The organism is Paenibacillus eucommiae (assembly GCF_017874215.1).
Classification (GTDB): domain Bacteria; phylum Bacillota; class Bacilli; order Paenibacillales; family NBRC-103111; genus Paenibacillus_AI; species Paenibacillus_AI eucommiae.
The window spans coordinates 106,899-127,559 of record NZ_JAGGLB010000017.1 but is presented as its reverse complement, the minus strand read 5'-3'; the positions used below and the strand labels follow the sequence as shown (position 1 = coordinate 127,559).

The 20,661-nt window shown below is 50.2% G+C and carries 17 protein-coding genes; 1 reads left to right on the top strand and 16 read right to left on the bottom strand.

The genetic code is table 11. From position 1 onward, the window contains the following. Positions 1 to 6: 6 nt before the first annotated feature. The 6 genes from J2Z66_RS23125 to J2Z66_RS23100 form a co-directional block, all read right to left on the bottom strand. A complete protein-coding gene (locus J2Z66_RS23125; protein WP_209974812.1) occupies positions 7 to 330 on the bottom strand; it encodes an L-rhamnose mutarotase in 324 nt (107 codons plus the stop codon). Between the two features lie 200 nt (positions 331 to 530). Then, positions 531 to 1,415, bottom strand: a complete 885-nt coding sequence (locus J2Z66_RS23120) for a carbohydrate ABC transporter permease (RefSeq protein WP_209974810.1) — start codon at positions 1,413 to 1,415, stop codon at positions 531 to 533. 20 nt (positions 1,416 to 1,435) lie between these two features. Beyond that, entirely contained in the window at positions 1,436 to 2,308 is an 873-nt protein-coding gene (locus J2Z66_RS23115; protein WP_209974953.1) for an ABC transporter permease, read from the bottom strand. A 68-nt stretch (positions 2,309 to 2,376) separates the two neighbouring features. Beyond that, the gene (locus J2Z66_RS23110; RefSeq protein WP_209974809.1) at positions 2,377 to 4,047 is read right to left on the bottom strand and encodes an extracellular solute-binding protein; all 1,671 of its coding nucleotides are present in this window, start codon (positions 4,045 to 4,047) and stop codon (positions 2,377 to 2,379) included. Between the two features lie 96 nt (positions 4,048 to 4,143). Continuing rightward, on the bottom strand, positions 4,144 to 6,267 hold the full coding sequence (locus J2Z66_RS23105) for a hypothetical protein (RefSeq protein ID WP_209974807.1): 2,124 nt from the start codon (positions 6,265 to 6,267) through the stop codon (positions 4,144 to 4,146). A 25-nt stretch (positions 6,268 to 6,292) separates the two neighbouring features. Then, on the bottom strand, positions 6,293 to 7,189 hold the full coding sequence (locus J2Z66_RS23100; protein ID WP_209974805.1) for an amidohydrolase family protein: 897 nt from the start codon (positions 7,187 to 7,189) through the stop codon (positions 6,293 to 6,295). Between the two features lie 230 nt (positions 7,190 to 7,419). Here J2Z66_RS23100 and J2Z66_RS23095 point away from each other — a divergent pair, with 230 nt between their 5' ends. Beyond that, a complete protein-coding gene (locus tag J2Z66_RS23095; protein WP_209974803.1) occupies positions 7,420 to 9,606 on the top strand; it encodes a helix-turn-helix domain-containing protein in 2,187 nt (728 codons plus the stop codon). A gap of 380 nt (positions 9,607 to 9,986) precedes the next feature. On the opposite strand, the gene J2Z66_RS23090 is transcribed toward J2Z66_RS23095, so the two are convergent. From J2Z66_RS23090 to J2Z66_RS23045, 10 genes are all read right to left on the bottom strand, one after another. Then, the gene (locus J2Z66_RS23090) at positions 9,987 to 10,883 is read right to left on the bottom strand and encodes a DMT family transporter (RefSeq protein WP_209974801.1); all 897 of its coding nucleotides are present in this window, start codon (positions 10,881 to 10,883) and stop codon (positions 9,987 to 9,989) included. Between the two features lie 27 nt (positions 10,884 to 10,910). Then, entirely contained in the window at positions 10,911 to 11,789 is an 879-nt protein-coding gene (locus J2Z66_RS23085; RefSeq protein WP_209974799.1) for a dihydrodipicolinate synthase family protein, read from the bottom strand. Between the two features lie 293 nt (positions 11,790 to 12,082). Next, positions 12,083 to 13,462 (bottom strand): sensor histidine kinase, encoded by a 1,380-nt coding sequence (locus J2Z66_RS23080; RefSeq protein ID WP_209974797.1) that lies wholly within the window; start codon positions 13,460 to 13,462, stop codon positions 12,083 to 12,085. Continuing rightward, a complete protein-coding gene (locus tag J2Z66_RS23075) occupies positions 13,459 to 14,133 on the bottom strand; it encodes a response regulator transcription factor (RefSeq protein ID WP_245375778.1) in 675 nt (224 codons plus the stop codon). The genes J2Z66_RS23080 and J2Z66_RS23075 overlap by 4 nt, the downstream gene beginning before the upstream one ends. 33 nt (positions 14,134 to 14,166) lie before the next feature. Then, the gene (locus tag J2Z66_RS23070; RefSeq protein WP_209974793.1) at positions 14,167 to 15,147 is read right to left on the bottom strand and encodes a FecCD family ABC transporter permease; all 981 of its coding nucleotides are present in this window, start codon (positions 15,145 to 15,147) and stop codon (positions 14,167 to 14,169) included. Positions 15,148 to 15,170: 23 nt separating this feature from the next. Then, positions 15,171 to 16,145, bottom strand: coding sequence for a heme ABC transporter substrate-binding protein IsdE (gene isdE / locus J2Z66_RS23065; RefSeq protein WP_209974952.1), 975 nt, complete (start codon positions 16,143 to 16,145; stop codon positions 15,171 to 15,173). Positions 16,146 to 16,201: 56 nt separating this feature from the next. Beyond that, positions 16,202 to 17,392 (bottom strand): heme uptake protein IsdC, encoded by a 1,191-nt coding sequence (isdC, locus tag J2Z66_RS23060; protein WP_209974792.1) that lies wholly within the window; start codon positions 17,390 to 17,392, stop codon positions 16,202 to 16,204. Positions 17,393 to 17,590: 198 nt separating this feature from the next. Next, positions 17,591 to 18,718 carry a heme oxygenase gene (gene isdG, locus J2Z66_RS43530; RefSeq protein ID WP_209974790.1) on the bottom strand — a complete coding sequence of 376 codons (1,128 nt, stop codon included), beginning with the start codon at positions 18,716 to 18,718 and terminating at the stop codon, positions 17,591 to 17,593. Beyond that, positions 18,719 to 19,717, bottom strand: coding sequence for a FecCD family ABC transporter permease (locus tag J2Z66_RS23050; RefSeq protein ID WP_209974787.1), 999 nt, complete (start codon positions 19,715 to 19,717; stop codon positions 18,719 to 18,721). It abuts the gene before it with no gap. Beyond that, positions 19,714 to 20,646, bottom strand: a complete 933-nt coding sequence (locus tag J2Z66_RS23045; protein ID WP_312894727.1) for an ABC transporter substrate-binding protein — start codon at positions 20,644 to 20,646, stop codon at positions 19,714 to 19,716. The genes J2Z66_RS23050 and J2Z66_RS23045 overlap by 4 nt, the downstream gene beginning before the upstream one ends. Positions 20,647 to 20,661: the final 15 nt, after the last annotated feature.

Sequence of the window (20,661 nt, the reverse complement as noted above, 5' to 3'; positions counted from 1 at the left end):
TCCCCCTTAATCGGTATGGCCACTTTGTTGTTCCGAAATAAAGCTGTAAACCATCGGCACCTCCTGCCACATATTCACAAAACAATCTCCGGTCAGGGCATGCCACTCCCGTTCCATCTCTTCATCTACGATTCTCCCGGCCACTGCCTCTGATTCGTCCAGCTCCACATACATCCAAAGATGCGTGCCCTGACGAAATATGTGCAGCTTTTTACATCCGGCTTCCTTCATATGCCTTTCAATTTGCTCAGGAATCTCGTTATGAAGCCTCTCATATTCCTCAATTTTATCCGGATGCAGAACAGCGACTCTTAGCGCTTGCTTGATCATGATCATTCTTCTCCTGCTCAAGGTTATTTTCATGAATTTATCATCTCACTGGAGCCTAAGTCAAGAGCTTTGAGTGTATAGTCGGCGATTACGCCGCTAAACACATAAGGGATCGTTACGCACAGCCATCAATAATGGCTAGGCCAACAATCCCCAAACAATACCCATTAATTAACGGTTCCTATACGATCCTATAGGATCTATTCTTTGATGCTCCCCAGCACGATCCCCTTCATAAAGTACTTCTGTAGAAAAGGATAAACGATCAAAATCGGCAAAGCTCCCAAAAATATTTGTGCGGCATTCAGCGAACGGTTCGTCAGCTGGAGGTAAATTTTGCTTTCCATCGATGACAAGGCAACATCCCGGCCCGCAATGACGATCGACTGCAGATAGCTCTGCAAAGGGTAATTCTCCGTATGATTCATATAGATGATTCCGTCAAACCAGGAATTCCAATGACCTACAATGGAGAAGAGCAGCAGCGTGGCCAGCGCAGGCTTGGACAAAGGAATGTAGAGTTTCAGCAATGTTGTCAAATAGCCTGCTCCATCCATAAAGGCCGCCTCCTCCAATTCCTTAGGCAACCCGCGAAAGAAATTCAGCAAAAGCACGACACTGAACACTGGAACCGCAGTCGGAATAACAAGGGCTCCGATCGAATCGATCAGACCTGTTTTCTGCACAGTCATATAAGCTGGAATAAGCCCCCCGCCAAAGATGATCGTAATAAAAAAGTACCAGACGTATGCGGTGCGAAAACGGAACGCTTTGGTTTCCTTGGACAGCGGATAAGCCAATAACACAATCAATACCATTTGGATCCCGCTGCCCAGCACAACTCTTTTGACCGAAACCGTGAATGACGCTATGAATGCATTGTTGCGTGTCACATATTCATAAGCGCTTGTATTGAAATCTACGGGCCAGAATGTAACTGCTCCCGAAGAAACGGCTGTTGCCGAGCTCAGTGAAAGGGCAAGCACATGAATAATAGGGAACAGACAGAGAAAGGCCATGATGCACAACCAGGTGTAATTGAACCCCATAAACAGTTTTCGCAATAAGGATGTATCTTCAACCATTGGCGGATCAGGTCTCCTCTCTAAAAGATCCGGTAGTTCGCCCAGCGATAAGCCAGCCAATAAGAAGCACCAATCAACAAGAGCGATACGACAGATTTAAACAACCCAATTGCCGTTGCAATGCTGTAATTCAAGTCCACTAAGCCCATGCGATACACCAAAGTATCCAGAATATCTCCGCTATCATATACTTGAGGACTATATAAGACGAAAACCTGCTCGAATCCGGCATTCAGAACTTGCCCCAGACTTAAAGTAACAAGCAGTACAATGATCGGCCTAAGACCAGGCAAAGTAATATGCCATGTTCTTCTCCAATGCCCGGCTCCATCAATAACTGCCGCTTCATAGAGGGAAGGATTGATACCGGCCAGTGCCGCCAAATACACAATCGTGCTGAAACCGAACTCCTTCCAGGTATCTGATATCATCAGGGTATACGGAAACCATGTATTATCACCCAGGAAAAAAATCGGCTGCAGCCCAATCCCCGTCAAAAACTGATTGACCAGCCCTTGGGAGGGCGACAACAAATCGATCAGAATGCCGCCCAAAATGACCCACGATAAGAAATGGGGAATGTAGATTAAAGTCTGCAGCATGCGCTTGAAGTACGCTCTGCCGATTTCATTCAACATGATCGAAGTAACGATGGGAACGACCAGACCTGCTACAATTTTCAGCATTGCGATAAATATCGTATTCCAAATGACCTGGATGGTATCAGGCAGACTGAAGATATATTTGAAATTATCGAGCCCGACCCATTCAGAGCCCCATATGCCTTTGGCCGGTATATAGTTTTGAAAGGCCATGAGCACACCGTACATAGGAATATACTGATAAATAAATACAAGGATAAATCCGGGTAAAATCATCAGGTGCAGCGGCATTTCAGACGTAAAACGTTTATTCAAAGCCGACTCCTCCTTAAGAAGTGACGTAAGGACGATGGCGGCCTTTATTTATTGGCATACCAATCGTTGACTTCTTTCGTAATGTCGTCTCCTCCGAGTTTTTTCCACTCACTCACAAATTTATCAAATTCGTCAAGAGAACCGCCGAGTATAATTTTGCTGATCATTTGATTTTCCATTTTATCCAGATTCGGCTTTTTTTGAATCATTGCAGGTGTTGGCGTAATAATGAATTTATCTGGCTGATACTGTTTGTTAGTTATATAGCCATCGATCACTTTGGCGCTGCTGTTCAGCCCTTCCTTCCAATATACCCACCGGTTGTCGGAATTTCCTTTTTCGAAATCCAGAATCCTGGCGTAGAAGTCGCGCTCCTCAGGCGTTAATTCGCTTACATCTGCATGTTCTTTATCACTGCTTTCCAGCAGCGGCTTCAGATGACGGTAAATATCAACATCCTTGAACGTTTTGTAAATACGGATTGGAGCGTTCATCCAGTACCCGGTGTCGCTGGTCGCGTTGTACTGCGCGTACATCTCATCTGAAGTATTGTTGTAGAACAGATCCAGCCATACTTGAATCATCTGATAGATCGCTTCGACGTTTTTAGTACCCTTTTTGACGACCCAATAGTAACCCGCAATGTTAAGCGGATGCTGCATCAGCGCTGGCTTGTCATCGATGGAGGGCACAGGATACGGTATCCAGTCGATGGCCGGTGTCAGCCTTTGTGTAAGCTCAGAGGTGCCGATATTTCCGAAGATCAGGCCAATTTTGCCGGAACCTATGCTTTCCTCCACTTTGGCATAGTCTTTGATGCCGAATTCGGGATCGAGCTGTCTGGCTGCATACATCTCCTGAAGCTTGGCCAATGCTGTTTTCATTTCCGGTTGAATACTGCTGTAAGCCAGTCGTCCGGCCCCATCCTCCATCCAGATTCCTTTGTAAGCATGATACGCATTCAAGAAGCCGGTCATCATGTCGAAATTTTTGTCCATGGCCAGTCCGAAGGTGTCGTCCTGCTTGTTGCCGTCAGGATCCTGCTTGGTGAAAGCCTCGGCAATATGCAGCACATCGTTCATCGATTGCGGCGGCGACAGCTTCAACTGCTCCATCCAATCGCTGCGCACCCATAATACCGAAGGCGAATACACCAGATTTTCACCTGACCATGGTATGGCCATCAGTTTTCCGTCAATAATAGCGGATTGGATAACCTCCGGCCCCGCATCCTGGATCACCTGCTTCGTTTCCTCTGTCGCATATTGTTCATAAGAATGTGTCAAATCTTCAATAAGCCCTGCATTGTGCAGCTGCTTGAACTGCAAAGGGCTAACCGCAAAAAAATCCGGGATATTGCCTGAGGCGATCATCAGGTTAACCTTCTGCTCATATTGCGCGGATGCCACATCCCAGAGATGATTCACTTTGATGCCATCCTGCTCCAGCAAATATCGCGTCCACGGATTGTTGTTAAGGCTGTCCCCTTCGCCGAACTTGGGATAATTGAAATTGTACATAACGGTAGTCAATTCGATCGGCGGGTCATATTTCCCCTTCACGCCTCCAGGGGAATTCGTGCTGGTTGAGGGTACTGTGTTCAGGTCTGTTGTCGGGTTTGTTGTCGGGTCCGCAGTTTTGGATGAACAGGCGGCTAGCAGGATCGTCAACACCATGATCAACGACAATACGATTGGCATGACACGGTTTTTCATAAATCGTTGCCCTCCCGGTACATGTATTTTTCGGAGCCGTACGCTCAGCAGACGGCTCCTGGTTTTCCGCCTACATTCTAAGGCTTCGGAACATCATCAGTGAGTATCGCTTAGCTGAAGCGATTGGCGATAAGCAGGAATTTCCGTATCGATCACATGACGGACCTGCTCTATTTTCCAATGCAAATGAGCGGCGTCCGTCATATATTCCATGCTGGGCTCCCATCCCAGACGGGAGTCGGCTTCTACCAAAGGAATAGCAGCCTCCGCATTCGCGATTTCCAGCTCAGCGATCTCTTGCATCTCGTCCAATATCCCGTTCGCTGCTTCTGATGTGGTTTGCAGAGGCAGGGCCTGCTTCAGCTTCCACCACTGCTTCACATGCAAGGTCGTTTGCAGACAGCACCGGATGAAAGCCCCCAGGCGGTGGAGCTCCTGCACCGCTCCCCTCTTCTTCGCCACGGCAGCCGCTTCGGCCTGCTCCAGAGCAAGCAGTCCCTTCTGCCAACGCTCCTTCATCCGCTGCAGGCTGCTCATTTCAACATCGATCCGCTGTACCCCGGGAGATTTCCGGGGACTTTCCGTCGGCTGATAATTGGTATTCAGGATCAAAGTTCCGAACATCGCATGCCAGGCCGCGGGTGGTGTAGCCTCCCGCTTGAACACAAGCGGATATGACGGCCCGATGCGAAAAGGGCCATATTGATCCTCGTTGGTCGGAATATAGTCCCGAATCGCTTCACTCCAATCCTGCCAGGCTGCCAGCACCAGCGGAGCCGCGGCGATACCGTAATCGCGGCAGGCAATCGCTTCGTCAATTACCTCCGCTGTTGCGCGCGGACTCCAATAGGCCTGCTTCGCAAAATCGCTCAGAAAGGAAGGCCACCAGCCAAAATGATGCGATTCCATCAGACCTGACAAGCCCCAATCCTGGTGTGCTTTATGAAGCGCCTCATGCCTTCTTGCCCATTGATAGGGCACAGGCTCATACGGAATAACGCCAAAATCCCAGGTCAATCCGCCTGTATTGCACATGGTGTACAGCTTAATCCCCCGCTCATGCGCCACTTTGGCCTCACTGCTGAAATATTGACCCGGGCCTTCGAATGAGACCGTATAATCCACACATACACTTGTAATTTGCTCACGCTTGATCTGCTCAAACATTTCAAACGTCACCTGCAAGGTAATATCCTGCGGCAATTGCCGAATCAGAGCCAGCCGGTCCTTCTCCGGCGCCCAGCCCCAATTGTAGGTCCAGAACACGATATCCGCATCCGGGCGATGCTGGCGAACCGTTCTCTGGATCATCTCCAGCCATTCCGGATAATCGTAGCAAGGCCACCAGCCCGGGCTTGGTTTGGAACTGTTCGGAGGAGCATGCTTCCGCAGCGCCTTCGTTGTATGCTCATCCTTGCTGGGAAATTCGCAGGATTCCCCAACGAGAATGACACCTTTGAACCGGGGGCAGTGCCGGAATATCTCTCCATAGGTGCTGTTGTAATAGGCTTCTGCCTCGGGCTCAGAAGGATGTAGGGCACTTTCCAGGTAGCTGTACACATATACATCAAGTCCAAAAGTTTCAGCGCGATCCACTAGCTCGTTGAAATCCATATATCCTGTGGGGGTACGATCCACCCCGCTGACAAAAAGCAGAATCGCATCTATGCCGCTATGTGCCATCGCATTCAGATGCGAATCCGGATACTGGTCGAGTCCCCAGCCGGAATGAACCATGCGGGGGGAAAAAATCGGCTCGCGTATCTCATCCTGCGGGGACAGAAACGGACTTTCCCGCAAATTCATCAGATCCTCCAAGTAGTAGCTGCCCTGTGCAGCTCCGTGAGCATCGCAGCCGCATATCAGCACACGATCATCGGCAATGATCACCCGATAGCTGCGGGATACCGAGAGTGCGGCGCCGGTTTCCCGCAGCTCATCACGGGTCGCCAGCACAATTACTTTAGCCTGCGAATGTGCTGCAACCGTAACATCGGGTACTTTGCGCAGCAATACAGATATCTGCATACTGGTGAACAGATAGTCTTGTAAATCCTTGGCGACATTCAGCACAAGCGGACTCGCCTTTTGGTCAACGATAATACTCCAGGTACCATCAATGACAATGTCATCCGGCTGCGCATGTAACTCATAATCGCGGCGGTCCGGCCGATGGACCACATTCAGCCGTCGTCGAAACTCATAATTTCTTTCCATCATGGGCTATCACCTCACAGCAATTTGTTCACTCAAGTCCGAGCAATTTTTTAGCGTTCTCTCTGGCCACCTTATTAAATACAGTTTCGCTGATCTTGCCAGAATCCCTCCACTGGATAAGCAGATCAACCAGATGAACGACTGAACCGGGGGAAATAATATCGGTGCCGAAGTAAATTCTGTCCTGAAACTCCTCAAGAAACTTCGGACCGTATTCGTGATCGCGGTTAAGCGCATTGTACGCTGTGCCATCGGCCAGATCGCCGCGAAGATTCGGGTATCTTCGCATCAGCTTCGGCACGACACCTTCTTCCTTGATCGGACCATCCGGCAAGCGCCCCACTTGGTGACCCTTCAGATCATAAATAATAGCTCTTTCGCCTGGCGTCTCCAGCCGTCCGATTTCTGACCAGAATACTGGCCCATGGCCAAAAATAAGCAGATCCGGGAACCTTTGCAGCGTATGCTCTAATTGAGGCAAGCCGGGATCGTCATACAGGCCGAAGTCGCCGCCAATCTGATCCGTCCCGTCAAACACGATCGGCAGCCCTACCTTCTCCGCATGCCGAAACAAATTTTGAACGAGCGGATCCATCAGCGGAAGATTCAGCATCACTTCCCCCACGCCTTTGCAGCCCTTTTCCTTATAATAGGAAAGCACCTTATCCAGCGGAGCATCCGCAGAATTGGTCAAAGCGCGCGGATCCACATTGCAGTACGGGATCAATCTGTCCGGGTAAGCTTCTGCCATGTCCAGGATGTCCTCATTAGCTTGAGGCATATAAATTTCCGGACTCACAATCGGGAGCACGACCCCTTTTTCAATTCCCAATTCATCATACTTTCTTATTAAATCTTCTGCTGTACCAAAACGAAAATAAGGGTCCGGCTTTCTGTAAGCGTGTGCATGAATGTCAATAAACACTGAATGACCTCCTTTTAAATTCCTGAATTTCCTTACAAGGCCAATATATATAAATCCACAGAAGAAAGATAGTTGCATCTCTTTATAAGGCTAGCTGTGACTTATAAATATAAAAAATTGTATACCGCATAAGAAAAAGAATATACCGCACCCTTGTATTACAGAGGCTTTTCGATTACATTCAATTTAGGTCCCCCTGCAAGCATAAACAATCGGGAGGAATGGAATGCATGCTCAAATCACACCTGTCTCGTTTTCAAAAAAATGGATTGTTCGTCAAGCTGCTGTCCAGCTTTCTGCTTCTGACCATCCTGCTGCTGTCGTTCAATTTCCTCTCCTTGTCTTTCTTCAAAAATAACATTCAAAACGAAATTATTAAACAAAACAGCCTGAATTTAAAAAAAACAGTGGATAGCTACGAGGGGCATCTGGAATTGATCGACAACCTCTTGACGGGGCTCCAGTTTAATCCGGTAGTCGAATTGCTCACAGACCGGGAAATGAATGCAGCTAATTCCGAACTCATCAACCAGTTGACTGATCAGTTGAACACGCTCATATCCAATCCCTATTTGTACCTTGACAATGTTCTGATTTATTTTAAAGAAAGTGACTCTATCATTGATAAGGGCGGAAAGAGCAGCGTCAGCCAAATGTTTGGCAACTATTACGTCACTCCCGACTATGACATTTCATTCTGGGAAAAACAATTCCAGGAAAACTATCATCTTAAACTGTTTCCGGCAGCTGAATTCAGTGAAATCAAATATGATAAAAAGTTGGCCAAAGGAACCCTTTTCCCCATCTTCATCAAGAATAATATCGACAACCGGGTATCCATTATCGCCATGCTGGACGCCTCAGATGTCTTCACTAATTTCCATATCTCATCCAGCGACAGTTTTTTTATTATGAACAGCAAGCACGACTACCTCTTTGCTTCGACCAGCGAACCGATCGGGAACAGAAGCAGCATAGATGCAGCCTGGCCCAACCAACCATCTGGATATGTCAAAAAAGATGAGCATTACTACTTTTACAAGACGGGACCAAGCACAGGGTTCACCTATATGAACATTATCCCGAACCAGAAAATCGCCGATGAAGTGTTTCGGCTGCAATTTGTGTTCATCCTTATTTTTATTGCTACACTGGTTATCAGCATCGTTATTTCTGTAGTGCTCAGCATGAAGTTCAACAATCCAGTCCAGAAAATCATTCATTCCATCGAGGATCTCCGTAAAGATCTGAAGCGCAAGAACTCCTTGCTGATCCATTACGGCTATATGAACAAAATCAAGAGCATAGGCTCCAACTTTCATGAGATTCAGGAATTGATTAGTAACACAAAACCTTTCTATATCATTTTGTTCGAGCTAACCTTCACCCGACAGTTTAAGATTAGCCATACAGCAGAGGAACATAGCAAGGCATCCAACTTTATCCGGGAATTCATTTATGTGAACATAAACGAGCATTTTCGTGATTCCGTTACTTTTCCGGTCGAAAAAAATCAGGTCGTCTCGCTTATTTTTGAGGAACAGCTCGCTGCACAAATGATCGGGGCATTGCAGTCCTTCAAGCAGATGTTCGATAGAGACAAGGAATACTGCTTTCTGACGATAGCTGTTAATCCTGAACAAAAGAAGTCGCTGGAGCTGAGCGAATCTTACGAGCAATGCGTGCAGATCGTCCGGCAAAGAAAGCTGAACGACGAAACGCAAATCATGACCGAGCTGAGTCCGGCACATTTCGAGCTGCTTTATACACCAGCTCAGGAGCAGGAATTAACTGTTCATTTACAGGCGGGGAATGTAGCGAATGTAGTGCATTTGGTTGGGCAATTACTGGACAAGATGAGTAAAAAGGAAGCGTCTGCTTATCAATACAATCAATTTGCTGAGGAAGTCATCTCCAAAGTGTTGAAAACGCTTATTCTGGAAAATGTGCAGGTCAGCTCGCTGCTCGCGGCTAACTCGCCTTATCAACAAATTAAAGATTTTACTACCATTGAGGATTACAAAGTATTTTTTGAACATTTTCTGGCCGAGGCCGTTCAATTGATAGCCAGCAAAAAATCGGAGAAAGAACCGATCATCGATTATATCACCGATTACTTGATCAATCATTACGGCGAAGATATCTCTCTGGAGCTGATTGCTAACAAATTAAACTTATCAAGCGGGTACCTGTCGATTTATTTTAAGGAGAAAAAAGGGGTAAATTTCAGCACATTCCTGAATGATATACGCATCACTAAAGCCAAGGACATGCTGCGTAAGTCCGAATATAAAATTCATGAGATCGCATCGCAAGTCGGCTATCAAAATGCCAACTCATTTATCCGCATGTTCAAAAAATGCGCCGGCATTCCCCCCAGCGAATTCCGGAGACTGCACAGTGAGGATATGCAGTAGGAATGGACAAAACGAAGAGACTGGAGGCGTTCAGACCATGACGGAAGCAAGCCCAAGCAGCTTACGGACATGAGATGCGCTATTTGTGATAATTAAGGTCCTTTTGGGATCGCTACGGACATCAGATCCCTTATTTGAATCAAAAGGAGACCAAAAACCCCCAGCCAAGGCGAATAAAGGATCTGAGGTCCGTAAGCTTCCCTAAATAGGGGAATTTGACACAAATAACGGCCCTCATGTCCGTAACGATCAGCTTTCGCACTTTGCCACTACTTTGCTCCCATACTTCAGGCTTCTTCCCAAACTTATTTCCCATTATTTTCATAAAAAAAAGGCTACTGGCTAAAAACAGCCAATAACCTTAACACTTACCCTTACCGTCACATGGAAACACTTCGTTTTCCCCGCTTCTCACTCGCCACCTGAATGACAATCCCGGTCATAATGAGCAGCAAGCCAAAAAATTGACCGGCCGCTAACTGTTCATCAAGGAAAATAACGATAAACATCAGCGTAAAGAATGGTGCCAGGAACGAAAGGCTGGCAATTAATGATGCCGAGGAAGATTGCAGCCCCCTAAACCATAAATAATAAGCCAGTACAATATTGCTGACACCTAGCCAAATGACCCATGCCGACGACGTCCAGTCAGGAAGTGTAAATTTCGAGAAGATCAATAAGGTCACGGTTGATAATACGAAGCCTGTCAATGTGTAGACATAGTTGCTCAGGTCGGCATCCACGTGGTTTCTTTTGCCCAGGTTAGAAAATAACGCCCAGCAAAACGCGCCCCCCAGAGCAAACAAATCCCCGGCAACATTACTTAACTGCAGCTCAGCCAAAGATCCGCCTGTTACAATGAAGATCATACCTGCACAGCCAAGCAAGGCTGCCAGCACGATAGCACCAGTCAGCTTCTCCCCATTCATCGGAACCGACAGGACGACGATCAGAATCGGAAACATGTAGTTCAGCATCGAAGCTTCGATGGCCGGAATCAGATTCAGCGCCAAAATATAAAACAAATAGTACAAGTAAGAGGGTACACCATACAAGACCAGCTTGCCGGCTTCCTTGCGGGGAAGGGCAAGCAGCCGCTTCATTCTTCCGCTTATTATGAATAACGGGGTAAGCACAATGATAGCCGAGCCAAACATGTAAAACTGCAATTGAAAGTTGTCAAGGGACTGCAGCGCGAACTTACTCGCAACCGCAAACGATCCCCAGAGCGTTAACAATAAGGCCATCAGCAGATAAGGATTTTTTGTTAATTTCATCTTCGTGTGTACATAGAGACCGTATTATTAAATTAATTTTAACTGCGTCATGCACTGTTTAACCGTTTCTTTCTGCGCGTCATCCAATACAGCCGAATAATCAGGAGCAAAGCTGCCTGAGAAGCCTAGCAAATTCATCGAATAAGAGAAGCCCGCGAACACACCTACGCTGATAAAAGTATTCCTCAGTAATAAAATGTCGTCCAAACATTGACTGGCAGTGGCCATATCACCTTGCGCAAGACTATCATACAGCTTCGCGTTGATCGGCGTCGTAGAAGAAAACATACCATCCAGCTGTTTCGTTAATCCAAAACCGTAAGCAGCATCAAATACATCCAAGCCGCTAAACAAGATGTCGAAGTTCGGATTCGTCTCAGGCTGCAGACGGTGCAGCACTCTTGCTGTTGGCAGATCGCCAGTTTTGATGCCGACAATATTGTTCACGGTCATCAATTGCGCTGCTGTGCCAGCATCAATCTTCGTTTTGGTTACTCCAGGCAAATCGTACATGTACACCGGAAACGGTGATGCTGCGGCAATGCCTTCAAAAAATCTTTTCACATCACTCTGATTCAGCCCGTAATAAAAAGGAGTAGTAGCAACCACGCCATCAATGTTCAATCCCTTAAGGCTCTCAATACGTTCAAGCACTCTATCAATGGAGTTATCCATAACCCCTACAAACACAGGGCATGCCCCTTTAGCTGCTTCTGTTGCAATTTGTGCCACTTTGGCGTATTCACTATTTTTAATACTTGACTGGTTCCCCATGGATCCCATTACCAGCAAGCCCGCTGCATTCCCCTTGATCTGATCCTCCACATGCAAGCTTAAGCTTGATGCAATCACATTTCCATTCTCGTCCAGTGGCGTTCCTAACGCCGGATAAAATCCGTTTTTCATCGTTAACATCTCCCATTATACAAATATGATTGCGCTTGCTGTTATTGATTATAACGTACTGCAAATCCATCCAAATCCAACCATAAACATACTATGGTCTAACCAATTAAAGTATAACAAATCACTAATTAAAGGTCAACACAAAAATAGCCTTATAAACCGCTGAGCGCAAGCGCGGGCGCGAGCCTTCTGGCAAGGTCAGATCGGCTCGGGACAAACGCTCACTTTTGGGGAAAGCTGTATACACTTGCGGCAAATCCTTGCTCTACACCGCCATACTTAGCATCTCCCTACTACTCGTCCGGCAGCCGCACCACAAATGTGGTTCCCACCCCCGGCCGGCTCTGCGCTTCGATGGTTCCGCCATGCTGATGAACGATGTGCTGCACGATGGACAGACCAAGCCCAATGCTGCCAGACTTCCGCTCTCGCGACTTGTCACCCCGGTAGAACCGGTCGTAGATAAGCGGCAGCTCCTCCTCCGGAATGCCATCGCCCGTATCAGCTATGGTCATAACGCAGCATCCATCCTCACGGTGCGCTTGAACCTGAATCGAACGCCCCGCAGGGATATGCTTGACGGCATTGGAAAGCAGATTGGACCATACCTGCATCAGCAGTACTTCGTCGCCATATACGTGCAGACCCGAAGGTATGAGCAGCCTTACCGCAATCTCCTTCTCCGCAAGCTGCCATTCCAGGAGCTGAAGCGTCTGCCTTAGCTGCGGCTGCAGCGGAAAGCTCTTCTTCTCCGGCTCATGACCGGGATGCTCCAGCATCGAGAGCAGCAGAAGCTGCCTGCTCAGCGTAGCCAAATGCCGGGTCTCCTGCCCGATAATGGCAGCATATTGGCGAATCCGGTCCGGTTCGGTATCCTTGCCAAGCAGCGAATCGGCATACCCTTGAATCGAAGCAAGCGGCGAATGGATTTCGTGCGAGACATTGGCGACAAATTCCTTCGTGCGGCGGTCAGCACGTTCCAGCTCCAGACTCATTTTCTGAAAATGGGACGCCAGCTGGCCGATTTCATCCTTCCGTTTGGTCGGCAGCCGAAGATTGTATCGCCCTTGCGCAATCCGCTTAGTCGCTTCCTTCAACTGAATGATCGGCTGCACCAGATAGCGCGTACTCAACATGAAATAAGGCACACTGAATAATACCGTCATCACAAACATCAGCAAAAAGAACTTTCTTAGCTCATCAAAATGAACATTGCTGTCATGACGCAGGAAAAGAGCGTACCGTTCGGCCCCTGCCGTTACGTGTACGCCCACGGAATTGCTCAGGTGGCTATCGAAATAACCGGAAGCGAACGGCTTGTTCGGATACTCAGCAACGCCGTGGTATTCATTCCCTTCCAGCACACTCTTCTTGACGTCGGCGGAAAGATCGTTTTTTCCGAACGCTCTTCCGTAGAAGTAGTCATTGCCGGCTTCATCGTATGCATACAGCTGGTAGCCCAGCATGGCCGAGGTATGCAGCAGATCGCCCATGGCCTCCGGGTGACGCTCGATGTGTGCTTTAAGATGCAAGACCGTTTCGAACAGCTTAGCATCCTGATAAGGCTTCAAGGAGCAATGATAATATACGTTGGCTATGTAGAAGCCGAGGAAGCTGCTGATAATAATCGTATACAGTGTGATTAGGAATACGCGAAAATACAATGATCTCATTGCTCCAGCACCTCAAGCTTATAGCCGATGCCCCTTATCGTATGGATCCGGAAGCCGCCGTCGAACCTTTGCCGCAACCTCTTGATATGTACATCGACCGTCCGTTCGTCTCCGCCGTAATCGGAACCCCAGATCAAATAAATAAGCTCATCCCGCGAGAACACCCGTCCCGGATATTCAGCAAGTTGGGCCAGCAGCTCGAACTCCTTCAAAGGAAGAAGCAGCACTTCGTCACCGTTCACCACTTCATAATTTTTGCGGTCGATGACGAGCCGGTTCAACCGGATCTTGTCACTGGACGCGAACGAATACCGGCGAAACAGCGCTTTGACTCGAAACAACAGCTCCGGAAGCTCGAACGGCTTTGTCACATAATCGTCCGTACCGCTTAAATACCCCTGCTCCTTATCGCTAAGCTGGTCCCGGGCAGACAAAATGATAATCGGAATATCGTAATTTTTGCGCGTGTATTCGCACAACGCCAGCCCATCCACCTCTGGCATCATAATATCCATAATGACCAGATCGACAGCCTGACTTTCCAGCACCTGCATCGCCTCCCGGCCATTTTGCGCCTCCAGCACACGGAAGCCTTCTTTGGTCATATAGTGGCCCAGCAGAGCGCGGCTATTGTAATCGTCGTCCGTAATAAGCAATTGCTTCATCGCCAGTTCCAAACCTCCTTGACGGCAGCTGCCAGCCAGTTACTGATACAGCTTGTCGCTCTTCTTCAGCATGACTATGAGAAAAGGACCGCCTATGACCGCCATAATGATGGAAGCGGGTATTTCCGCAGGTGCCAGCACCGTCCGTCCAATCGTATCCGCAGCCAGAATAAGTATGGCGCCTCCCAGCGCGGAGAAAGGGATCAGCAGCTTGTAGTTGGAGCCGACCAGCGCTCTTCCGATATGTGGCACGAGCAAGCCCGCGAACATAATCAAGCCTCCGATAGCAGTCGCCACCGATGCCAGTAGCACGGCCACGGCAGAGATGACCAGCCGCACGCGTACAACCCTAAGTCCCAAATTGCGTGCCGTTTCGTCCTGAAACGCGAGCATATTGCACCATTTCCCAAGCAAAAGAGCGAGCAGGAGTCCGATTCCCCCGAACAATCCCAGTATGTATACATCCTCCCAGGTCTTCATCGTAAAGATCGAGGAGATCGCCTGATTGACGCTGGTGACGGCATAGCTGCCACGATAATTGAACGACTGCCCGAGTCCTGTAAAAGTAGCGTTGACTGCAATGCCGACCAGCAGCAGGCGCAGCGGATTGAGATGCGCGCGCCAGGACAAGGAATAGACCAGATAACAGGCCAGCGCTCCACCCAGTACTGAGAATAGCGGCGACCAGAAGTAGAGCGCCGGGAAAATCGTAACTACCGTAATCGAAACGAGTCCCGCACCGGAGGAAATCCCGATGATGCCGGGTTCCGCTAGCGGATTTTTCATGACAGCCTGCAGCAGAGCACCCGCCACCGCCAGAGCCGCACCGGACATCATCGATACCAGAATGCGCGGAAAACGCAAATCCTTAATAATGTCCACCCGTTCATTCATCCCGTAAAATAATCCTTGCACAAGCTCCAAGGCGCCGACCTTGATGCTGCCCGTCATTGCGGAATACAGCACCAGCGCGATCAATAGCAATGCTGTAACAACGAAAACTCTTATTTTTTTGGCCATGACTCACAATCCTTCTAAAAAAACTAGGGATACAACATCGGCAGCAGCGCCTTCAGCGCTTCCCCGACGGCAAGATTGCCGGTAGTCCCGAACAGCGGCTCCGGAAGGTCGTACACCTGTCCCATCTGCACCGCCTTGAAATGACGCCATATATCATTTTTTTTGAATTCCTCGTCGAACATTTTGACGACCTCATCCGGCATGCCGTGCGCAGCGCGCAATATAACATCGGGATTGGACTGATGCAAATATTCCGTGTTCGAAGCGAGGAACTCCACCTTCTCGCCTTGCACGATGTTGACACCGCCCAGCAGCCGTACCAGATCGCCGATATACGAATGCTCCGTCGCGACGAGGTAACTGCCCGGGACGCCCAGCAAAATAAGGACTTTCGGCGCTTCCTTGCCTTCGGTAACGCTTCGTATCTCCTTCAGCGTCGCATCGTATTCGCTAACGATTTCCGCCGCTTTTTCGCTTTTGCCGTACTTGTCGCCCAACTTCACTATTTCCTCCTGCATGCGCTCAAGACTCGTCAGATCGAGGAACGCGGCACCTATCTTGGCATTCTCGAAGACCGGCTCCAGATCGTATTGCAGCGTCGTGACGGACAGCACCTCCGTCGGCTTCAGCGACTTCACCAGTTCCATATCGGGACTCATCGGATTGCCGACCTTCATCACGCCCTTATATCGTTCCGGCAGCGTCTTGACGCTTGTCGGAACACCCACAAGATCGATCTCAAGCATATCCATGATTTGCGTGATGGCCACCGTCGTCGAAACAATGCGATGTTCTCCGCCGTTGGACGTCGAAGACTGATCGTTCGCTGCGCCACCTTCGCTTTTGCCGTCATTGATCGCGTTTGCTCCATCCGGGATCACTTGCGAATTCACTTGCGAGTTCACTTGCGGGCTGCTCGGGGCATTCCCGCCCACTGTGCCCTCATTCCTGTCCCCTCCGGCACAGCCCGCCAGGCAGAGTACAACCGCAGCGATCATGATGGGGATTCTCCAGCCGTATCCAGCAGCCGTTAGCCGTCCTTTCCACGAACCGATCATGATTCCCGCACCTTTCTTCTCCACCAAATATAGGCGCCTCCGACAAGCAGCAGCAGGAAGGCAATAATCGGCGTCCGCCAGTTAAATCCGGCTGAAACCATGTCCGGACCAGCATCTCCTGCGGCCGCAAACGTTTCAATCGCCTCGCCTGAAACCGGCTCACCGGCAGCTGCATCGCCCTCTTGGGGCTCCTCTCCGCCTGTCGAACCACCATTCCCCGCTTCACCGCCTGTCCCGGTGCCGTCGTCTCCGGCTCCGGCTCCAGTTCCGGCTGCGGCTGCGGCAGCTTCGCCGTCCTTGGTCGCCTCAATGCCCGCGCCGTTCGCTGCAGTCACTCCATCCGCAGCAGATACGCCTTCACTAGCTTCTCCATCCCTGACCTCGCCCACAGCGCCCGCTTCAGTCGCAGCTGCAGCATCTTCGCCAGACGCGCTGCCTGAAGATGAAGACGCTTGACCGCCGGAGCCTCGGGCGTTATCACTCTGCGCAGCTGCAGCTTCACCAGCAGCTGGCGTCTTTGGCGGCTTCGCGGTCGCATTTGCAGCCGCATTTGCGCCCGGATTTGCGGTCGCCTCAGGCTTCGCCGTCCCGGCAGCGGCCGGCTTCGGGCTTACAGCTGCCTCCGCCCCGGAAGAGCTGCCAGCTTCAGTGGCGCTGCTGCCGGAAGCCGCGACTGCAGTCGGTTTCGCAGGCTTCGCCGTTGCTGCTGGCGCCGTCTCTTTGTCAGCCGCTTTCACCAGCTTAAAGCTGTCTTGATCAAATACGATACGAATCGTGTAGTCGTGGTCGTAATCGATATCCGCTACCGTGACGTGAATTTTGGATAGGATCGGTTCCAAAACATTCGCGGCAAACTCGACTACCCGCTTATCCTCCTTCTTGTTCGTCACGATCACCTTCGCATCGACGTGGCCGCCATTGCCCGGCACCTTGAATTCCGTCACCCACTTGCTGTGGTTGATCGTCAGGCGCACGGTTGCTTTGCCGTCCTTCACCTTAATCGTCGCGGGCTTTTCCCAATAATCGTTGGCCATGGACACGGAGTCGTTCTCCGCTTTCAATACCAAATAAGTGGAAGTATACGTCCCATCCTCAAGCTCAGCCGCACCCAGCGCCACAGCAGGAAACAGCAGTATCCCTATCCATAAAGCCGCGATTATGCCAGCGGCTGTTATTCGAAACTTCATCGCTCCTTCAACCTCATTTCCAAATCATAGTCCATTCGATTATGATAATGATAATTATTATCAATTGAAATAATGCTACCAGTATATTCGTCTTTATGTCAATCTCTTTTTTTGCAAATGCTGGATATTGTTCCTAATCACAAGGAAAAAGGCTTCAGGAGAAACCGCTCGTCTCCCGAAAGCCCGGCTTTAAGACCATTACACGCTTTGAGGTTCTGTTTCCGTCTGGGGCAGCGGCTCGCGCACAACTTTGACATCGTAAAATACGATTTTATTCGAAAGAATGTATTCCGGCTTCTCACGATGGGAGTGGGATTCACGGAATGCGTCACTGCGCGTCCAGGCCTGGAAGCTGTCTTTATTCGCCCAGCGGGTGACAACCGATACCTCATCGTATTCCTTCGTATTTTCCGTCAGTAATACCTCAAGTCCCATGAAGCCCTCCATGGCCTCTACCTTGCCTACCTTGTTGAAACGCTCGATCAGCTTCTCTCCGCTGCCCTTCGTAATTTGCGACACGTTCGTCACGATAACCATTGTTAATTCCTCCTCCAATTGTTGTGGAACTGGTGTTATAACAGGATAGGTGCCTCGAAGATCAATGTTGGCCCTTATTCCGAAAACATTTAGCATAAAACGTCCGTCAATAATCTCTTTTGGCGCGCCACTGGCAGCGATTCTGCCATTATCCATAGCGATCAGGTAATGGCTGTAAGCCGCCGCTTGCTGCAAATCATGCATGACCATCACAATCGTAAGGCCAAGCTTGCGATTGAGACGGCGCAGCATTTCCATCAGCTCGAGCTGGTGCGATAGATCCAGATAGGTTGTCGGCTCATCCAGCAGCACGATGCCCGCTTCCTGCGCAATCGCCATCGCAATGCGAGCCTTCTGCTGCTCCCCGCCGGACAGCGTATGGAACATTCTGTCCTCGTTATGCCGGATGCCGGCAGTGGACAACGCCCAATCCACCGCCTTCTCGTCCGCAGCCGTCAGCCGGTGACGGAACAACCGCTGACGCGGAGATCTGCCGAGTACTACCAGCTCGCGGACCGTGATGTCCGGTATCGTCCCCTTATCCTGACCCAACAGCGATACGAGGCAGGCAAACTCCTTGCGGGAGAAGGAGTCCGCTCTTTCCCCCATATAACGAATCTCGCCGTCGTCCGGCTTGACCAGATTCGCCAGAAGACGCAGAAGCGTCGATTTGCCTGATCCGTTACGACCCACGATGGCCGTTATCTGCCCCTTCGGCAGCGACTCATTGATGGATTGAAGCTGAAACCGTTCGAATTGATAGGACAAATCTTTGATATCGACCGCCATTTAACGAATCAGCCTCCTTTTTTTGAGCAAAATGAGAAATACCGGCGCACCTACGCAGGCAAGCAATACGCCAGCAGGCAGCTCAAGCGGGTCGAACCAGCTTCTCGCCATCGTATCGGCCAGCACCATGAGAGCCCCTCCTCCCACAATCGAGAAAGGCAGCAGATACCGGTAATCATCTCCGATGACGAGCCGCAGCGCATGCGGTACAAGCAAGCCGACGAAGCCGACCAGCCCTGCTACGCTTACCGCAGTACCGGCCAGCAGAGAAGCGAGCGCAATGATAAGAAAACGTTGTCTCTCCACATGCTGCCCCAGCGATTGCGCCGATTGATCGCCTAGAGCAAGCAGATTGGCGGTCTTTGCCGCCAGCGGTGTCAGTGCGAGCCCTACTAGGGCGTATGGCAGCATAAAGGTCAAATGCTGCCAGCTTCTGCCGCTAAGTCCTCCCGCCAGCCAAGGAATCACGCTTTGGATACGATCGCTGTTCAGCACCATAATGCCATTCATCACCGCGCCAAGCAGCGCATTGACTGCTATGCCGGCAAGCACGATTTTTGTCGGGGAGCTTCCACCGTCCCAGGCAAGAGCATAAATGACCAGGGAGGAGATCAGTGCGCCCGTAAAAGCGAAAGCCGGCAGCAAATAAGAAAACTGCGGGAAAAGCACAAGTGCAATGACCGCCGCAAGGCCGCCTCCCGCGGAAACGCCAATAATGCCGGGGTCTGCCAGCGGATTGCGCATCACCCCTTGCAGCAGTGCCCCAGAAGCTGCAAGGCAGGCTCCCGCAAGCAAGCCGACCAATATTCTCGGCAGACGCAAATTCCACACAATCGTAAGATGCACGGCATCGCCGCTGCCTTGCAGCGCATGCCATACTTCCGGCAGCGGGATCATCACCGCCCCGCTTGCCATGCCATACAGCGCTATGATGGTAGCAACAGGGATTGCTGCAATGCCCAGCCAACGCCTTCTCTTGTTTCTGGTGCTTACATTCATGGCCACAGCAGCTCCCTCAGATGGAGGACCGCTTGGGCCACCCTTGTGCCGGGATTTGTCCCGAACAGCTCGGCCGGGAGCACATGGATACGGCCGTCACGCACCGCTTCCAGAGAGCTCCAAGCCGAATTACTCTCCATCTCCCGCCGGAAGCCTGCTTCTACTTCTTCCGTGCTTCCGTGCGTCATAATCAGAATGATGTCGGGAGCCGCTTGAACAATCCTCTCCGTATTCAGCTGCGCATATTGGGGGAAGTTCTGCATGCTTGGGAACTGAGACGCGACATTGGTTCCCCCGGCTTCCTCCAATATATTTCCGGCCAGCGAATTGGGCAGCGCCGCCAAGTATGTACCCGGTGCTCCATATACGAGGAGCACGCGCTGTTCGTCCGCCGGCTGCTCTGCCGATTGCAGCAGCGATGTATCCATTTCCGCAACGAGTTCGTCCGCCCGCTCCTCCCGCCCCAGTATCGCTGCAAACAGCTGAATTTGTCTGCGAATATCGTCTATGGAATTGGCCTGTGTCAAGACAACCTTGACGCCAATCCCTTCAAGCAAAGGCACGTCATTGACGTTGATCGGGTAATTGCCCAACACGACATCAGGCTTAAGAGCGGCTATTCTCTCCAGATCCACAGTATGTACCGAACCTATTTCCTCCGCCTTTCCAGCCGCTTCATTCACAAGCTTCCCTTCCGCCTGCGGCCTTCCCACAACCTCGCCCCCCAGCGCGTAGATAATATCCACCTCGCCGTTGCCGAGCGCTACTATCCTTTCCGGCGATTGATCGAAGCCAATCTTCCTCTGTGCAAAATCAACCACGGCAATAGCCGCATCGCCTGTTTCTTCCTGCATAGCCATCGCTCCACAGCCGGCCATAATGCCTGTGACAAGCGCAGTGACCAGCAACAACGCTATAAGACGTCTCACTGTCAATTCCACCTT